Genomic DNA, 12,110 nt, shown 5'->3' on the forward strand with positions numbered 1-12,110 from the left:
CAGATTCAGGAGCTACAGGGCGAGCTGGCGGGCGTATACGGCGAGATGAAGCAGCAGGCCGTGCTCGACCTGACTGAATTCGCCGGGTACGAGGCCGAGTTCAACATGACCCTGCTGGGCAAGGTCGTGAAGACGGTCGTGCAGCTGAACAATCCGAGCATTGAGCAGGTCGCCGCCGCAGCGCTGGCCGATCCGCTCGACCTGGAGGTCGGCAAGGGGCGGCAGCGCATCAGCATCGCCGGCGCGCTCGACCAGTACGGCACAAAGAAGAGCGCCGAGATCATCAGCGAGATTTGCATGGGCTCGGCGCTGGGTGAGACGACAAGTCAGATCACCCGCCGGCTCACATCGCTCGGCGTGCAGCAGCGCGACCAGGCCGGTGCACTGGTGCGGACCATGACCAACCATATCGCCAGTTCGGCGAGGTCGCAGGTCATGGCCGACAACGACGACATCCTGAAGGGTAAGCGCCGGGTCGCCACGCTGGACGGCAGGACCACGCCGCTCTGCAGGGCCCTGGACGGCACAGTGGTGCCCATGACCGCGCCGTCGCCGCCATTCCACTGGAACTGCCGAACAACTGAGATACCAGTGCTCAAGGACGAGTTTGCCCGGGAGATACCCGGCTCGACTCGCCCAGCGGTAGGCCCTGACGGCGCCGAACAGGTCAGCAGCAAGACAACCTATGGCGAATGGCTCGCACGCCAGCCTGCAGCGTTCCAAGAGGATGTGCTCGGCCCAGCTCGCTACAAGCTGTTCAGCAAAGGTCAGCTCACCATCGACCGGTTTGTAGATGAAGACGGCCATACCCTGACCCTCAAGCAGCTGCGCGAGCGCGAGCCTATGGCATTCGAGCGGGTTGGCCTCTAGACATGCTAAATTGCTGTCATGTTTATAGCTTGGTTTCTGAAATGAAATGGATTTTTGGCCTCGTCGCCATTTTTGCGTGTGTTACATGCGGTCTGCTTGGACTGGTGGCTGGAGTGAATTTAAACCCTCAATCGACGGTCAGGTTTGTTCCTGACTGGGGGAGCTTGGGAGATTGGGTGGCGGGTGTGTCTGCACTGCTCACTTTTGTCGCCGCATGCGTTGCGATGAACGCTTGGCGCATCCAAGAGCGCCAGCGCTTGGTGTTGCAGTGGAAGGCGGATCTGCTTGATTACACGTACACGCTTCCCTATCTCAAGGAGAGGCTTGTATGGCCCGACGATAAGGAAATGATCGATACGATTGCGGGGAAATTCTATCGATGCATTAAAAGCTACATGCTAATGGTCGAGTACGTCGAGCCGAAGAAAGAGGAGTTCTACAAAGCTATATGGAGTGAGGTGCATCAGGCGCACGACTCTTACTCGATGAAACGCGGCACACGGACAGACGTTAAGGATGTATTCGTAAAAGCCTATTTAAAAAAGTTTATTTAGGTAAGTGTGAAACACCAAACCGCCCTAGTGGCGGTTTTTTTATGCCCGCAGGCAGGGCCTGCACAAGTCTCTGGGAGACAGCAATGACCTTGAAATTCCAACTGGACAGCCTCGAAGGCGTCGAAGAATCCATCCAGGGCCTGTACGTCCAGAAGGACGGAAAGTTCGTCCTGGGCATCGAGGGGCTGCCGCAGCAAGAGGATGTCACCGGCCTGAAGGCCAAGGTGGAGGAGCTCTTGGGCGAGAAGAAGGCTGCCGAGAAGGCACGCCGCGAGGCTGAAGATAAGGCTCGCGCCGAGGCCGAGGAGGCTGCCCGCAAGGCAGGTGACATCGAGGGCCTGGAGAAGTCCTGGTCCGAGAAGTTCAACCGTCGCGAAGCTGAGTTGACCTCGGCTTTGGAAACTGAGCGCTCAACCTTGCAGGGCCAGATCCGGGATCTGACCGTGGGCCGTACCGCCATCGAGTTGGCCACCGAGTTGGCTGTGCCAGGTACCGCAAAGGCATTGCTTCCCCACATCGAACGCCGGCTGAGCGTCGAGCAGCGCGACGGTAAACCCACCGTTGTAGCGCTGGACGCCGCTGGCAAGCTCTCCGCAGCAACGCTGGACGAGCTGAAAGCAGAACTCACCAACGATCCGGCCTTTGGCCCGCTGATCGCTGGCAGCAAGGCATCTGGCGGCGGGGCCGGCGGTGCTGGAAAAGGCGGCGGGGCCGCACAGAAACGCTCCGAAATGACCTCTGTCCAGAAGCGCGAATACATCGAAGCGCATGGGCAGGAGGCATACCTCAAATTGCCAAAATAGGAAGTAGCAGATGCCTACCACCCTCAACTCGGACATGATCATTTACAACGATCTTGCCCAAACCGCCTACCTGGAGCGTCTGCAGGACGTTCTGGAGGTTTTCAACGCCTCGTCGGGCGGTGCGCTGATCCTGCGTAACGAACTGATCGAGGGCGACCTGCGCAAGCGTTCGTTCTACAAGATCGGCGGCACGTTGGGCCACCGTAACGTCAACTCCGACGCCGCTGTCACCGGTATCAAGATCGGCTCCGACGAAGCGGTCGGCGTGAAAACCCCGTGGAAGTACGGCCCGTACGAGACCACGGAGGAGGCCTTCAAGCGACGTGCGCGAAGCCCCGAAGAGTTCTCCATGCTGGTCGGCCAGGATATGGCCGACGCAGCCCTGGACTACTACATCCAGACTGCCTTCGCGGCTCTTGGCGCGGCTATCGGTGCTAACGCCAACATGGTCGCCACCGGCTCCTTCGCAGTCGATCACAAGAAGGTGCTGACCAAGGGCATGCGCAAGTTCGGCGATCGTTTCAATCGCATCGCGCTCTTCGCCATGGACTCCGCCACCTACTTCGATCTGGTTGACGACGCGATCGACCAGAAGATTTACGAAGAGGCGGGCGTGGTCATCTACGGCGGCTCGCCTGGCACCATGGGCAAACCTGTCCTTGTCTCTGACAAAGTCACCGAAGAGCGCATCTTCGGCCTGCAGGTGGGCGCTGTTTCGGTAACTGAGTCCCAAGCCCCGGGTGTGCGCTCGTATCCGGTAAACACTCAGGAAAATTTGGCGATCGGCTATCGCGCGGAAGGCGCTTTCAACGTCGACATCATGGGTTACTCCTGGAAGGACACCGCAGGCGTTAACCCGAACCTCGCAGCGCTCGGCGCCGGCGCGAACTGGCGTAAGCATGCGACCAGCGACAAGGCTACTGCCGGCGTCCTGATCGACCTGTCCGCGCCTTAATCGGCCACAGCAAAGGCGGGTCCAGCGGGCCTGCCTCGGAGATAATCCATGGAACTGATTTACACCACCCAGCGTGACGGCTTCGAGCAAGGCCGTACCTATCGCAACCCACGACACTTTGATCAGGCCGAACCAGGCGTCGAATCGGTTGTGGTGATCGGCGATTGGCCCAAGGTGGTCAATGCTTACGAAGCCGCTGGCGCTGATGTTTCAGTGGTTGAGGTACCGACACGTGTGGCTCTTGTCGAAGGTCCCGATCATGCAGCGTTCGATCGCTTGGTCACCGAGCTTGCATTCATCGGTGTGATCGTCGAGTCGTTCGCCGCGCAGCGCCTGGAGCGCCCCGAAGGCGAAATTGGCGAAACTGCAGGCCACCTGTTCCAGGTGTTGGATGCCGTCAATGCTGGCATCGCCGACCTTAAGCGCGAGCGCGACGGCGAAGTGCAGAAGGTGGTAGGTCTGGAGCAGGAGAAGGCAGACTTGCTGAAGCAGAATGCTGAAATGCTCAAGCAGATCGAAGCCCTCAAGCCGGCGAGCGTCGACCCTGAAGTCGAGGCGCTGAAAGCAGCGCTGGACAAGGCCGGCGTCACCTATCGCGCCAACGCCTCGAAAGAGTCGCTGCAGAAGCAGGTCTCCGAGCTGAACCAGCAGTAATTCCGGGGCTGCGGCCCCAATCATTTAAGCGGAGGCCTGATGGCTAACTACATCACCGTGGTCGACGTAGACGCCATCCTCGGGCCTGACTGGGCAGCTCCAGAGCTGAAGGACGAGGCGGTCTTCGAGGCGAATGCCTATCTGACCGCGCTCAACCTTGTTGGCATCGACATGGACAACATCCCTGACGATGTGAAGCAGGCAGGCGCGCGGCTGGCCAAATGCGCCTCGCAGGGCAAGCTGTACCAGCAGCAGACCGAGGGATCGATCGAGGCGAAGACGGTCAAGGCCGGGTCGGTATCGACCAGCAAGACCTTCGGCTCGATCGACAAGACCAGCACTGTCGCCCAGCCAGCCTGTGTGCAGCTGGCACTGGCCCTGCTGACGCCCTGGCGCAGCAATCCGTTCGCCTTTGCTGTGAAAAGGGGATAGCCATGGGGCTTCGCGACGAAATCCAGGCAGACCTTGCCGAGGCACTCGATGATCCTGAGGGATTAGCTGATGCCGTGCGACCAGTTGCCGGCATCCGCACAGTCAAAGGTAGCTACGACCCGAATATCGGCGGCACAGCCCCGACCACCGCCATTCGGTACTCAGCCCGCGGGGTATTTGATAGCTATCTTGCCCAGGAAATCGATGGGTCACGTATCCAGACCGAGGACATGAAGCTGTTGGTCCTGCAGAACGAAGTGTTCGAAGAGCGTGACGGGGTTGTCTCTGATACCCCGGCAACGCCGAAGATCGGGGATCACATTAGCGATTTCAGGGTTCTCAACGTCTCCGAAGATCCGGCCCAGGCCACTTGGATCATCCAATTGAGGAAGTGATATGCCGCGCGGTTCCCATATGGTCCAGCGATATGGAGGGCTTGAAGGTGGTTTTGCCGACAGCATTCGAGCATTCACGGAGCAGGCCCAACAAGCTCTGGGCTCTACCTTCAGGACAATCGTGATCGAGATCGGTAGCAGCGTCATCCTCATGTCGCCAGTGGGTAACCCGGAGCTATGGGCGGCAAATGTGGCCCACCGAACCAAGGCCAAGAAGGCTGCAGATGACTACGACTTCAAGGTCGCGGTACGCAACACCCTGATCAACCTGAACCAGGACAACTTCACCAAGGCCGGCAAGCTGCGCAAGGGCGTGAAGTACGCCAAGCCTCTGACGAAGACGGAGCGGGAGCAGAACTACGCCACCAATGGCCTGGTAGCCGGCAAAGGCTACGTAGGCGGGCGATTCCGAGGCAACTGGCAGTTCTCCATCGATTCGCCGGCAACCGAAGAGCTCGACCGAATCGACCCGTCGGGTAGCGAAGCCATCACCGCGCTCATCACCCAGGTGCAGGCGCTGACCATCGGCCAGACGGCGTACATCGTGAACAACCTGCCGTATGCCATCCCGCTTGAGTATGGGCATTCCACACAGGCGCCTGCCGGCATGGTCAGGGTGACCCTGGCCAACTTCCAACGCATCGTCGACGAAGCTATCAGGAACAACAGCGTATGAGCCAAGCACGAGCCCGGCAGGCCATCGAGATCAAGCTGATGGCCTGGGCCACGGCGCGGCCGATTAGGATCGCGAACTTAGAGGAGGGTTTCGAGGCAGGACCTGACGAAACCTATCTGCGCGCCTTCCTGCTCCCGGCTAGCACGACCTGCCGCTATCTGGGCGGTGAGGCATACGAGTACACAGGCGTTTATCAGGTCAGCATCGTATCTCCGGCCGGCCAGGCGCTGGCGACTGCTGAGAACTTGATCGACGAGCTCAGCAGTGTGTTCCGCGTCGACAGCGAGCTGAGCCGCAACGGCTTCGAAGGCATGGTCGTCGAGCCGGTAGAGCAAGGCCCTACCATCACCGAGCCGGTGACCTACACCGTTCCGGTCAGCTTCACCTACCGCGGCATCGCGGACCAACCGCCCGCTGGGGCATAACCAACCGCCGCCCGGCGGGCTACCAAGAGGAAATACACATGGCCGCACGCATCCCGCTGCCGAACGGTTCTGTGCTGGAGATCGCCAGCACCCTGGGCACTGCTGTGCCTTTCACTGCCCTGACCAATGCAAAGCCACCGGTGGCGAGCTCGGTGGGTCACGGCCTCGATGCCGACGATATTCTGCTGATCAGCTCCGGCTGGGCCCTCATCAACGACCGCACCGCGAAGGCTGTCAACGTCACCACAGATGCGTTCTCGCTCGCCGGCCTGGATACCACCAATACCGACCGCTACACCGCTGGCGCCGGTGCCGGCTCCGTGATCCCTGTGTCGGGCTGGACCCAGATTTCGAAGGTAACCGGCTTCACCGTTTCTGGTGGCGAGCAGCAGTTCCTCACCGTCGGCTACCTCGAGAACGACGACGACCTGCAGTTCCCAACCAACCGCAACCCGATCAGCGTATCGGTGACGGTCGAGGACCAACCATCGGCACTCTACGTACCGGTCGTTGAAGGCTACGACGACTCCAAGGAGCTGACCGTGATTCGGCTGAAACTGCCCGGTGGCGGCCAGATCCTGATGCCTGGCTACGTCAGCATCACCAGCACGCCGACCATGGAGCGGAACCAGCTGATGACCCGCACCATCAGCGTCGGCCTGTCTGGTCGCCCAACCCGTTACAGCGCCTAAGGAGAGCCCATGGCGAAGATCAAGATCGCGCAGAATCCGACGTTCACCGCTGAGGTGAAGATCCCGCGCGTGGGAGGCGAGCCGGTGTCGGTGGAGTTTACGTTCCGCTACCTCAACCGAACCGCGCTTGCGAAGCTGTACGACAGCTGGAACAAAGCGGCAGAGGACCATGCTGAGAAGGCCAAGGCCAATGGCGCGACCTTGGAGCAGTTCACTGCCGGCCAACTTCAGCTTCAGGTCGAGCAGATCAAGGCCGTTGTGAGTGGCTGGGGCTTCGATGATGAGTTCACCGATGAGGCCATTGCCGACCTAGTGACTACCTGTATCGGTGCGCCGCAGGCGGTACTGGCTGCCTATCAGGATGCCTACCTTCCGGCCCGCCTGGGAAACTAAGGGCGGCGGCTCGGGCTCTCTATGAGCGCGGCCCGTCCGCCGAGCAACTGGCGGCCCTGGGGTTAACCCTGGCCGATCCCTGAGGAAGAGATGGAAGTTTGGCCGGATGCCTGGCCAGCCTTCCGTGTTTTCGAGGCGCTAGGCACGCAGTGGCGATTGGGGCAAGGCGGACCTTCTGGCTTGGACTACACCGCCATACCCGCGGTGGCCTCGATGCTCGGCATCAAACGCCGTGAACTCACCGAAATTTTCCCAGACCTCCGCATCATGGAGCACGAGGCGCTGGGTGTGATGGCTGAGGCAATGGAATAGAACTGACGCGGCCAGGCCGCAGGAGAAGAACATGCAACAGAGCTATGTGCTTACCATCCGTGACCTGTTCGCTGTGCGCGAAGGCGCAATGGTCGGAGATCACTCGGAGGTCGCAATCCTCAATGGCGGCATTGAAATCGACCGAATAAAGGTTTCCGGAAAGATCGGTCCCGGCGGAGATGGTTACCAGAGGAAGTACGATGGCGGCCCTGGGTTGTCGGCCAAGCTTTTGACCAAGGTTGGTCAGATCACTTTTGCGGCGATCTGACCTTAGGAGTCAGTTGTTCGGTTCGTCCTCTACAACGAATTCGTCGGTACCGGGAAGATGGAAGATATAGCTGGCCTTGTAACCTTCTCCCATAGTCCGTGCTCTTGCTTCTGCCTCCGCCTTGGTCCGGAAAGCGCCTACCATGATTAGCGGCTCGTCACGTACCACCCCCCAAGTGTAAATCCAGTCTTTTTTGCTTTGGGTGTACTGCTCATCGCTCATCTTGACCTCCTAGGTCATCAATGCCCCGGGTCCATGGGCTTTCCGGCAACGGACCGGGGCGGTTCGTTGGGTTGGGGTTAGCTAGTTTTAGTGCGCACAATTAGGCGCCATAGGATTGCAGATCGGTTTTGATGCTGGTGGCGATTTTGCGGCGGGAACGGGTCCCCAGCGTTGGAAGTGATTTCATCACCGCAGCCTTCGCAACGGTAAATGCCAGAGACCGGAACACGGTCAGCTGGCTCATACAATGTGTTCCAGTGGGTGTTCCCAGGTTTATCGGTTTCCGTGATGAAGCGTGCCGTTTCTCGTGTAACGAAAGCCATGGTGATCTCCCTGTGTTGGCATCATTACGCTACTACGTCGCCCGGTGGACTGGTTACTGGCTTTCCGTCCAGGGTGGATGGGTGGGCATGTTCACGTTAGGATTGGCACTTTTGTGTGAGGGAACACCGTGATACGGACCGTGGCATTTAGCCTTACGCCGGAGTTGGTTGAATCAATCCCCCTGGAGAAATCAATGTGTGTCGCCGCCAAAGTGACTGAACACGATTTTTGGCAAAACGTTGATTACTTGATTCTCTGCGAGACACAATCTCCTAGCTGGATAGCCAAGATCCAGGAGCTGGTCTATCCGAGAGATAAAAGTGCTCCCTTGCTTTTCCGATTTTCGGAAATTCGCTCCATTAAAGATTTGAGTGACGAGCTGGAAGACAAAAAGGCTGAGGTCTTCAAACCTTACTTCGATGCTAGGCGATCAGGTAAATGGCCGCAGGTGACTGAGTTCGAGGATGATCAGTTCTTTACCATTGGTGACCATCTTCCATTCATTTTGCAGTCGGAAATGCTGGGGCCGCTGAGCATGGACAAAGCGGTGGAAAAATTGGCCAAGACATATGGCGTTGACCCTAGTCAAGTAGAGATTATTATCCGCTCAAAGCCTGTGGCTTCCTCCAGAACTAAGCAGATGTGATACGTTGAGTCCAGCCCCGCGCTGGGCTTTTTGCATCTACAGCATGGACAGACTTTTCATAAGCGTGACTTTTGAGGATGATGGCATATTGCCTTTCTCAAGGAGTCGAGCCATGGCGTTGCGTTTTCGGAAGAGTTTCAAGGTCGCCCCAGGTGTGCGGATCAACCTCAGCAAAAGCGGAGTCAGTACGTCTGTTGGCAAGAAGGGGCTGACTGCCAACCTGAGCAAGCGCGGAACCAGGGTAACTGCCGGAATTCCCGGTACCGGGCTGTCCGCGTCCAAGCTCTACGGTTCAGGAAAAAAGACTGCGGTCCGAGCGGAGCCAACGCCGATTTGGACGCATGTGATCACCTGGCTGCTGATCGCTGGCGTCCTTTGGTGGATCTTCAGCTGATCGAGGGTCAACCGGTCGCTGAGCGTCGGCTCCAAATTAAAGAGATTTCCTACATGAAACGAGACTGGGACCTGATCCGGAAGATCCTCATCAGCGTGGAGGCATTGCCGGACTTCAACTCCACACTGCGCCCAGAGGATCTAGAAGGGTTCCAGAAGAGCGAAGTTTCCTACCACATCCAAATGATGCAGCAGGCCGGCATCCTCCGTGCGATCTGCACTGATTACATGAGCGAGGGCACCTACTGCATCGCTCAGCAGTTCACCTGGGAAGGGCATGAGCTGCTGTCGAAGATCCGCGATCAAAGCGCCTGGAACAAGGTGAAGGGCGCCATCCGTACCAAGGGCTTCGATCTTTCGTACGAGGCACTGAAGGCTGTGCTGGGCGCTGGAATTACTCAGGCTTTTGGCGGATGGGTTGGGTAGAATCCGACATCAAGAAAGGCATTGGGGCGTAGTGAATGGGTGAGATAGCAGGGGAGCTGATGCCGATTCTTCAAGCGCTGCTCCCTGGATTCCTGATGATGATCGTCTTCTACTGGTTAGCAGACGCGAAAAAGCCAGGTCAGTTCGAGCATGTGATTCAAGCCCTAATTTGTACGGGGCTAATCAAGTTTCTGGTTGACGGCGTATCGATTGTCGCCCTATGGATCGGGCAATGGCATGCACTAGGAGTCTGGACAGAAAACGTTGCCATGGCTTGGGCGATAGCTTTCGCCATCGTGTTTGGTCTTGGTTTGGCCTACTTCTCTCAGCACGACGTTCTATACAAATTCGCGCGTAAGGTGGGGTTGACATCCAGGGCGTCAGTAGGTGAGTGGAGATATGCTTTTTTGCGGTTTCCTGATCGTGGGGTAGTGTTGAGCCTAAAGGATGGGCGCAGACTAATGGGTTATCCGTTAGCATGGCCTGCAGAGCCAGAGGGCGGGCACTTTGTGATGGAGTATCCTACTTGGGTGGACGGTGAAGAATTGGTGCCTCAGGTAGGAGTAACGTACCTGTTGATTGCTAATAATGATGTTCAATGGGTAGAGTTTCTAGAGCCGCAGGAGAACGCAGAATGAATGACCAAAATACCAGGCGCCATGTGCTGGAGCGAAAGCACGTCAATGATGGGATGAACGTGAATCCTGATCGGACAAGAAACGTGCTGCCGGCTCAGGCGCCAAAGGCGCCACCACCTGCGCCTACTCCCAAGAAAGACTGACTATTTGAAGCCCAGCCCCACGCTGGGCTTTTTGCGTCTGGTGCCTGTCGCACTACAAAGGTGTCAGGATCGCTGCCATCTCGCATAGGCGACGCAAATGCTCCCCCCGGGCTTCAGGTGAAAGCTCCATTTGGTGGGCTATTATTTCCAGTCGGTGGCAATCCCAGTCGGTAAGGGGCGGACGTGCCGAAATCAACACCTCGCATGCTCGATTGTAATCAACCCCAGTAGCCTCGAACGCTTCATAGATCGCCATCCGTATTCCGAAGAGGTCTTCAGGGTTGCGACGCCCATCGGCTGCAGCCTGGCGTAATAGGGCGGCTCGTTCCAGAGCGATTTTTGGCATCCATTCATCCTTGGCAAGAAGCCCAGCATTGAGCCGGGCTCAGAGCTACCTGTGTAGCAATAGGTTAAGTCCAGGCGTCGTGCTCTTCGCACCAGTCGTGGAGGATGATGATCTGCTCCAACTCGTACGAGGCACGGAAGAGGTCCCCGGTCTGACCTTTGCCAGTGAAGCTACCCAGTGAGTTCATAACAGCACAGTTCAGCAAGAACTCATGAGCCATATCGTTTCGATGCTTCACGACGCTTCCTAAGTATGCAATGAAGTCTTGGCGGATGCCCTGCTTGGCTAGCTCGTTCTTGGTCATCCCCAGCGTCCAACGTTCCATGTCCTTGATCGGAACGTTGAATTTTCGGTGAATAAGGCCCTTCAGGCCGAACTCAAGCATCTGTGCCTTACCCATGTACATAGCGTACTGCTCAAGGAAGCTGAGCCCTTTCTGCTCCTCGAGCTTCGCGAACACCTTCTCTTGAATTTCATCCTTCGACAGAAATGGGGGATTGCTCATAATCTTCCTTAAAAAACGAGTGGTTCATGGGTGGCGCTTGGCCGGGCTTTGGGTTGCTCACGACTCAGCGAATGGCCGCTTGCATCTCTGTGCGTAGCTGAGCTAGATCCTTTGTCGGTATGACATAGGTTCTCGACAGCATGTCACCGACCCGCTGGCACCGTGCGGACTGCGTGTAGATGAAGATCGTTATGATCCCCAAGGGCACCTCAACGTGCCTGGTGAATCCGCGAATCAGAGCCTGAACAAGCGTCGGCGGTCCGCCTGCTCCGTTGATAACGGTCAGCCCAAAGACGCACTTGCCCGGGGTCCTACCTTTGAAAAGCCATTCGCACAGCGGGTAGAGGAATAGGTGGACGAAGAGCAGCTCAAACCCTGCAAACAACAGAGTCTCTTGTCTCGCAAGCCATATGCCTAGAAGCACAATTGCCCCGTAGTCAATGATGTACGCCCCAATGCGTTTCATCAGAAGTGACGTCCTTGAGACTTCCATCAGGTGCTCCGTGCTGTGGTGATAGCGAGCGGGTGGAGCCCGGCGATCGGTCGGGCTTGGGATTAACTAATCTTAAAACGAGATGTACATGTGGCCTGGACCATCCCAGCTAATCGAGTAGCCGGCCGAGATAAGCTCGGCCTCGATAGGATCCGCAATTTCGTTTGATGCGCGGTCTTCATGGGCCATCAAAGGAAAGACTGTCAAATCAACGCTGACGAACGAGGCGCCTTGTCGAATTGCTTCATTAAGTCGATCAATGACCAAGGCACGCACTTCTGCTGCGAGATTCTTTCGCGCGGCCGATGCAATTTCCTTTGCCTTCTTCGCTGGCATTACCTCGTCAGCAGGTAGTAAGGCCTGGGCGCTATTCTCGAGGCGCGCAACAATCTCAGCATTCAACGAACGCTTGGATTCTTTGGCTGCCTGCTCGATCTGCTCACGCAGGTTGGCCGGAAGCCGTAATTTGAATTGGGAGTCTTCTCTGCTCATGGCGGCGATGATGGACCACGGTGGTATTGACAGCAATGGGACCACCGTGGTTC

General features: G+C 57.6%; 22 protein-coding genes. 17 read left to right on the forward strand and 5 right to left on the reverse strand.

What is annotated here, in order from left to right; genetic code table 11:
• From HMPREF3173_RS15925 to HMPREF3173_RS15985, 13 genes are all read left to right on the forward strand, one after another.
• Positions 1-870: minor capsid protein (locus tag HMPREF3173_RS15925; protein ID WP_070574415.1), on the forward strand; the 870-nt coding region annotated here is incomplete at its 5' end.
• A 41-nt stretch (positions 871-911) separates the two neighbouring features.
• The gene (locus tag HMPREF3173_RS24415) at positions 912-1,424 is read left to right on the forward strand and encodes a hypothetical protein (protein WP_139146861.1); all 513 of its coding nucleotides are present in this window, start codon (positions 912-914) and stop codon (positions 1,422-1,424) included.
• A gap of 83 nt (positions 1,425-1,507) precedes the next feature.
• Positions 1,508-2,227: a hypothetical protein gene (locus HMPREF3173_RS15935; protein WP_070574419.1), complete on the forward strand. Its 720-nt coding sequence runs from the start codon at positions 1,508-1,510 to the stop codon at positions 2,225-2,227.
• A gap of 10 nt (positions 2,228-2,237) precedes the next feature.
• A complete protein-coding gene (locus HMPREF3173_RS15940; protein ID WP_070574421.1) occupies positions 2,238-3,182 on the forward strand; it encodes a major capsid protein in 945 nt (314 codons plus the stop codon).
• A 48-nt stretch (positions 3,183-3,230) separates the two neighbouring features.
• Complete coding sequence (locus HMPREF3173_RS15945) at positions 3,231-3,836, forward strand: hypothetical protein (protein ID WP_070574423.1); 606 nt, start codon at positions 3,231-3,233, stop codon at positions 3,834-3,836.
• Between the two features lie 39 nt (positions 3,837-3,875).
• The gene (locus HMPREF3173_RS15950; RefSeq protein ID WP_070574425.1) at positions 3,876-4,268 is read left to right on the forward strand and encodes a protein singed; all 393 of its coding nucleotides are present in this window, start codon (positions 3,876-3,878) and stop codon (positions 4,266-4,268) included.
• 2 nt (positions 4,269-4,270) lie between these two features.
• Positions 4,271-4,663: a hypothetical protein gene (locus HMPREF3173_RS15955; protein WP_070574427.1), complete on the forward strand. Its 393-nt coding sequence runs from the start codon at positions 4,271-4,273 to the stop codon at positions 4,661-4,663.
• Between the two features lies 1 nt (position 4,664).
• A complete protein-coding gene (locus HMPREF3173_RS15960) occupies positions 4,665-5,339 on the forward strand; it encodes a hypothetical protein (RefSeq protein WP_070574429.1) in 675 nt (224 codons plus the stop codon).
• Positions 5,336-5,764 carry a phage tail terminator-like protein gene (locus HMPREF3173_RS15965; RefSeq protein WP_070574431.1) on the forward strand — a complete coding sequence of 143 codons (429 nt, stop codon included), beginning with the start codon at positions 5,336-5,338 and terminating at the stop codon, positions 5,762-5,764. Before HMPREF3173_RS15960 ends, HMPREF3173_RS15965 begins: the two co-directional genes overlap by 4 nt.
• 38 nt (positions 5,765-5,802) lie before the next feature.
• Positions 5,803-6,456 (forward strand): phage tail protein, encoded by a 654-nt coding sequence (locus HMPREF3173_RS15970; RefSeq protein ID WP_070574434.1) that lies wholly within the window; start codon positions 5,803-5,805, stop codon positions 6,454-6,456.
• A gap of 9 nt (positions 6,457-6,465) precedes the next feature.
• Complete coding sequence (locus HMPREF3173_RS15975) at positions 6,466-6,849, forward strand: phage tail assembly chaperone (RefSeq protein WP_070574435.1); 384 nt, start codon at positions 6,466-6,468, stop codon at positions 6,847-6,849.
• Positions 6,850-6,939: 90 nt separating this feature from the next.
• Positions 6,940-7,161, forward strand: coding sequence for a DUF1799 domain-containing protein (locus HMPREF3173_RS15980; RefSeq protein WP_070574437.1), 222 nt, complete (start codon positions 6,940-6,942; stop codon positions 7,159-7,161).
• A gap of 31 nt (positions 7,162-7,192) precedes the next feature.
• Complete coding sequence (locus HMPREF3173_RS15985) at positions 7,193-7,429, forward strand: hypothetical protein (protein WP_070574440.1); 237 nt, start codon at positions 7,193-7,195, stop codon at positions 7,427-7,429.
• A gap of 9 nt (positions 7,430-7,438) precedes the next feature.
• On the opposite strand, the gene HMPREF3173_RS15990 is transcribed toward HMPREF3173_RS15985, so the two are convergent.
• Together HMPREF3173_RS15990 and HMPREF3173_RS24625 are read right to left on the reverse strand one after the other, a co-directional pair.
• Positions 7,439-7,651 carry a hypothetical protein gene (locus tag HMPREF3173_RS15990; protein WP_070574442.1) on the reverse strand — a complete coding sequence of 71 codons (213 nt, stop codon included), beginning with the start codon at positions 7,649-7,651 and terminating at the stop codon, positions 7,439-7,441.
• Positions 7,652-7,751: 100 nt separating this feature from the next.
• Entirely contained in the window at positions 7,752-7,895 is a 144-nt protein-coding gene (locus tag HMPREF3173_RS24625; protein ID WP_168166393.1) for a hypothetical protein, read from the reverse strand.
• A gap of 273 nt (positions 7,896-8,168) precedes the next feature.
• Here HMPREF3173_RS24625 and HMPREF3173_RS15995 point away from each other — a divergent pair, with 273 nt between their 5' ends.
• The 4 genes from HMPREF3173_RS15995 (at position 8,169) to HMPREF3173_RS16010 (ending at position 10,078) form a co-directional block, all read left to right on the forward strand.
• A complete protein-coding gene (locus tag HMPREF3173_RS15995) occupies positions 8,169-8,621 on the forward strand; it encodes a hypothetical protein (RefSeq protein WP_070574444.1) in 453 nt (150 codons plus the stop codon).
• 112 nt (positions 8,622-8,733) lie between these two features.
• Entirely contained in the window at positions 8,734-9,015 is a 282-nt protein-coding gene (locus HMPREF3173_RS16000; RefSeq protein ID WP_070574446.1) for a DUF4236 domain-containing protein, read from the forward strand.
• The gene (locus HMPREF3173_RS16005) at positions 9,000-9,440 is read left to right on the forward strand and encodes a DUF2513 domain-containing protein (protein WP_139146862.1); all 441 of its coding nucleotides are present in this window, start codon (positions 9,000-9,002) and stop codon (positions 9,438-9,440) included. Before HMPREF3173_RS16000 ends, HMPREF3173_RS16005 begins: the two co-directional genes overlap by 16 nt.
• A gap of 35 nt (positions 9,441-9,475) precedes the next feature.
• Positions 9,476-10,078 carry a DUF6338 family protein gene (locus HMPREF3173_RS16010; protein ID WP_070574451.1) on the forward strand — a complete coding sequence of 201 codons (603 nt, stop codon included), beginning with the start codon at positions 9,476-9,478 and terminating at the stop codon, positions 10,076-10,078.
• 553 nt (positions 10,079-10,631) lie between these two features.
• On the opposite strand, the gene HMPREF3173_RS16020 is transcribed toward HMPREF3173_RS16010, so the two are convergent.
• The 3 genes from HMPREF3173_RS16020 to HMPREF3173_RS16030 all read right to left on the reverse strand — a co-directional run bounded on the left by HMPREF3173_RS16020 (position 10,632) and on the right by HMPREF3173_RS16030 (position 12,102).
• Positions 10,632-11,072 (reverse strand): hypothetical protein, encoded by a 441-nt coding sequence (locus tag HMPREF3173_RS16020; protein WP_070574455.1) that lies wholly within the window; start codon positions 11,070-11,072, stop codon positions 10,632-10,634.
• A gap of 64 nt (positions 11,073-11,136) precedes the next feature.
• Positions 11,137-11,565 carry an RDD family protein gene (locus HMPREF3173_RS16025; protein WP_070574457.1) on the reverse strand — a complete coding sequence of 143 codons (429 nt, stop codon included), beginning with the start codon at positions 11,563-11,565 and terminating at the stop codon, positions 11,137-11,139.
• A 72-nt stretch (positions 11,566-11,637) separates the two neighbouring features.
• Positions 11,638-12,102 carry an Arc family DNA-binding protein gene (locus HMPREF3173_RS16030; protein ID WP_070574459.1) on the reverse strand — a complete coding sequence of 155 codons (465 nt, stop codon included), beginning with the start codon at positions 12,100-12,102 and terminating at the stop codon, positions 11,638-11,640.
• Positions 12,103-12,110: the final 8 nt, after the last annotated feature.

Source organism: Pseudomonas sp. HMSC08G10, assembly GCF_001808425.1.
GTDB classification, from domain to species: Bacteria; Pseudomonadota; Gammaproteobacteria; order Pseudomonadales; family Pseudomonadaceae; genus Aquipseudomonas; species Aquipseudomonas guariconensis.

Bases quoted from the DNA above. Each gene is read 5' to 3' on its own strand.
- HMPREF3173_RS16010 (WP_070574451.1), top strand. From the start codon at position 9,476: ATGGGTGAGATAGCAGGGGAGCTGATGCCGATTCTTCAAGCGCTGCTC.
- HMPREF3173_RS15985 (WP_070574440.1), top strand. From the start codon at position 7,193: ATGCAACAGAGCTATGTGCTTACCATCCGTGACCTGTTCGCTGTGCGC.
- HMPREF3173_RS15940 (WP_070574421.1), top strand. From the start codon at position 2,238: ATGCCTACCACCCTCAACTCGGACATGATCATTTACAACGATCTTGCC.
- HMPREF3173_RS15995 (WP_070574444.1), top strand. From the start codon at position 8,169: ATGTGTGTCGCCGCCAAAGTGACTGAACACGATTTTTGGCAAAACGTT.
- HMPREF3173_RS24625 (WP_168166393.1), bottom strand. From the start codon at position 7,895: ATGAGCCAGCTGACCGTGTTCCGGTCTCTGGCATTTACCGTTGCGAAG.
- HMPREF3173_RS16025 (WP_070574457.1), bottom strand. From the start codon at position 11,565: ATGGAAGTCTCAAGGACGTCACTTCTGATGAAACGCATTGGGGCGTAC.
- HMPREF3173_RS16000 (WP_070574446.1), top strand. From the start codon at position 8,734: ATGGCGTTGCGTTTTCGGAAGAGTTTCAAGGTCGCCCCAGGTGTGCGG.
- HMPREF3173_RS15990 (WP_070574442.1), bottom strand. From the start codon at position 7,651: ATGAGCGATGAGCAGTACACCCAAAGCAAAAAAGACTGGATTTACACT.
- HMPREF3173_RS15945 (WP_070574423.1), top strand. From the start codon at position 3,231: ATGGAACTGATTTACACCACCCAGCGTGACGGCTTCGAGCAAGGCCGT.
- HMPREF3173_RS24415 (WP_139146861.1), top strand. From the start codon at position 912: ATGAAATGGATTTTTGGCCTCGTCGCCATTTTTGCGTGTGTTACATGC.
- HMPREF3173_RS15970 (WP_070574434.1), top strand. From the start codon at position 5,803: ATGGCCGCACGCATCCCGCTGCCGAACGGTTCTGTGCTGGAGATCGCC.
- HMPREF3173_RS15980 (WP_070574437.1), top strand. From the start codon at position 6,940: ATGGAAGTTTGGCCGGATGCCTGGCCAGCCTTCCGTGTTTTCGAGGCG.
- HMPREF3173_RS15965 (WP_070574431.1), top strand. From the start codon at position 5,336: ATGAGCCAAGCACGAGCCCGGCAGGCCATCGAGATCAAGCTGATGGCC.
- HMPREF3173_RS15955 (WP_070574427.1), top strand. From the start codon at position 4,271: ATGGGGCTTCGCGACGAAATCCAGGCAGACCTTGCCGAGGCACTCGAT.
- HMPREF3173_RS15960 (WP_070574429.1), top strand. From the start codon at position 4,665: ATGCCGCGCGGTTCCCATATGGTCCAGCGATATGGAGGGCTTGAAGGT.
- HMPREF3173_RS15950 (WP_070574425.1), top strand. From the start codon at position 3,876: ATGGCTAACTACATCACCGTGGTCGACGTAGACGCCATCCTCGGGCCT.
- HMPREF3173_RS16020 (WP_070574455.1), bottom strand. From the start codon at position 11,072: ATGAGCAATCCCCCATTTCTGTCGAAGGATGAAATTCAAGAGAAGGTG.
- HMPREF3173_RS15975 (WP_070574435.1), top strand. From the start codon at position 6,466: ATGGCGAAGATCAAGATCGCGCAGAATCCGACGTTCACCGCTGAGGTG.
- HMPREF3173_RS15935 (WP_070574419.1), top strand. From the start codon at position 1,508: ATGACCTTGAAATTCCAACTGGACAGCCTCGAAGGCGTCGAAGAATCC.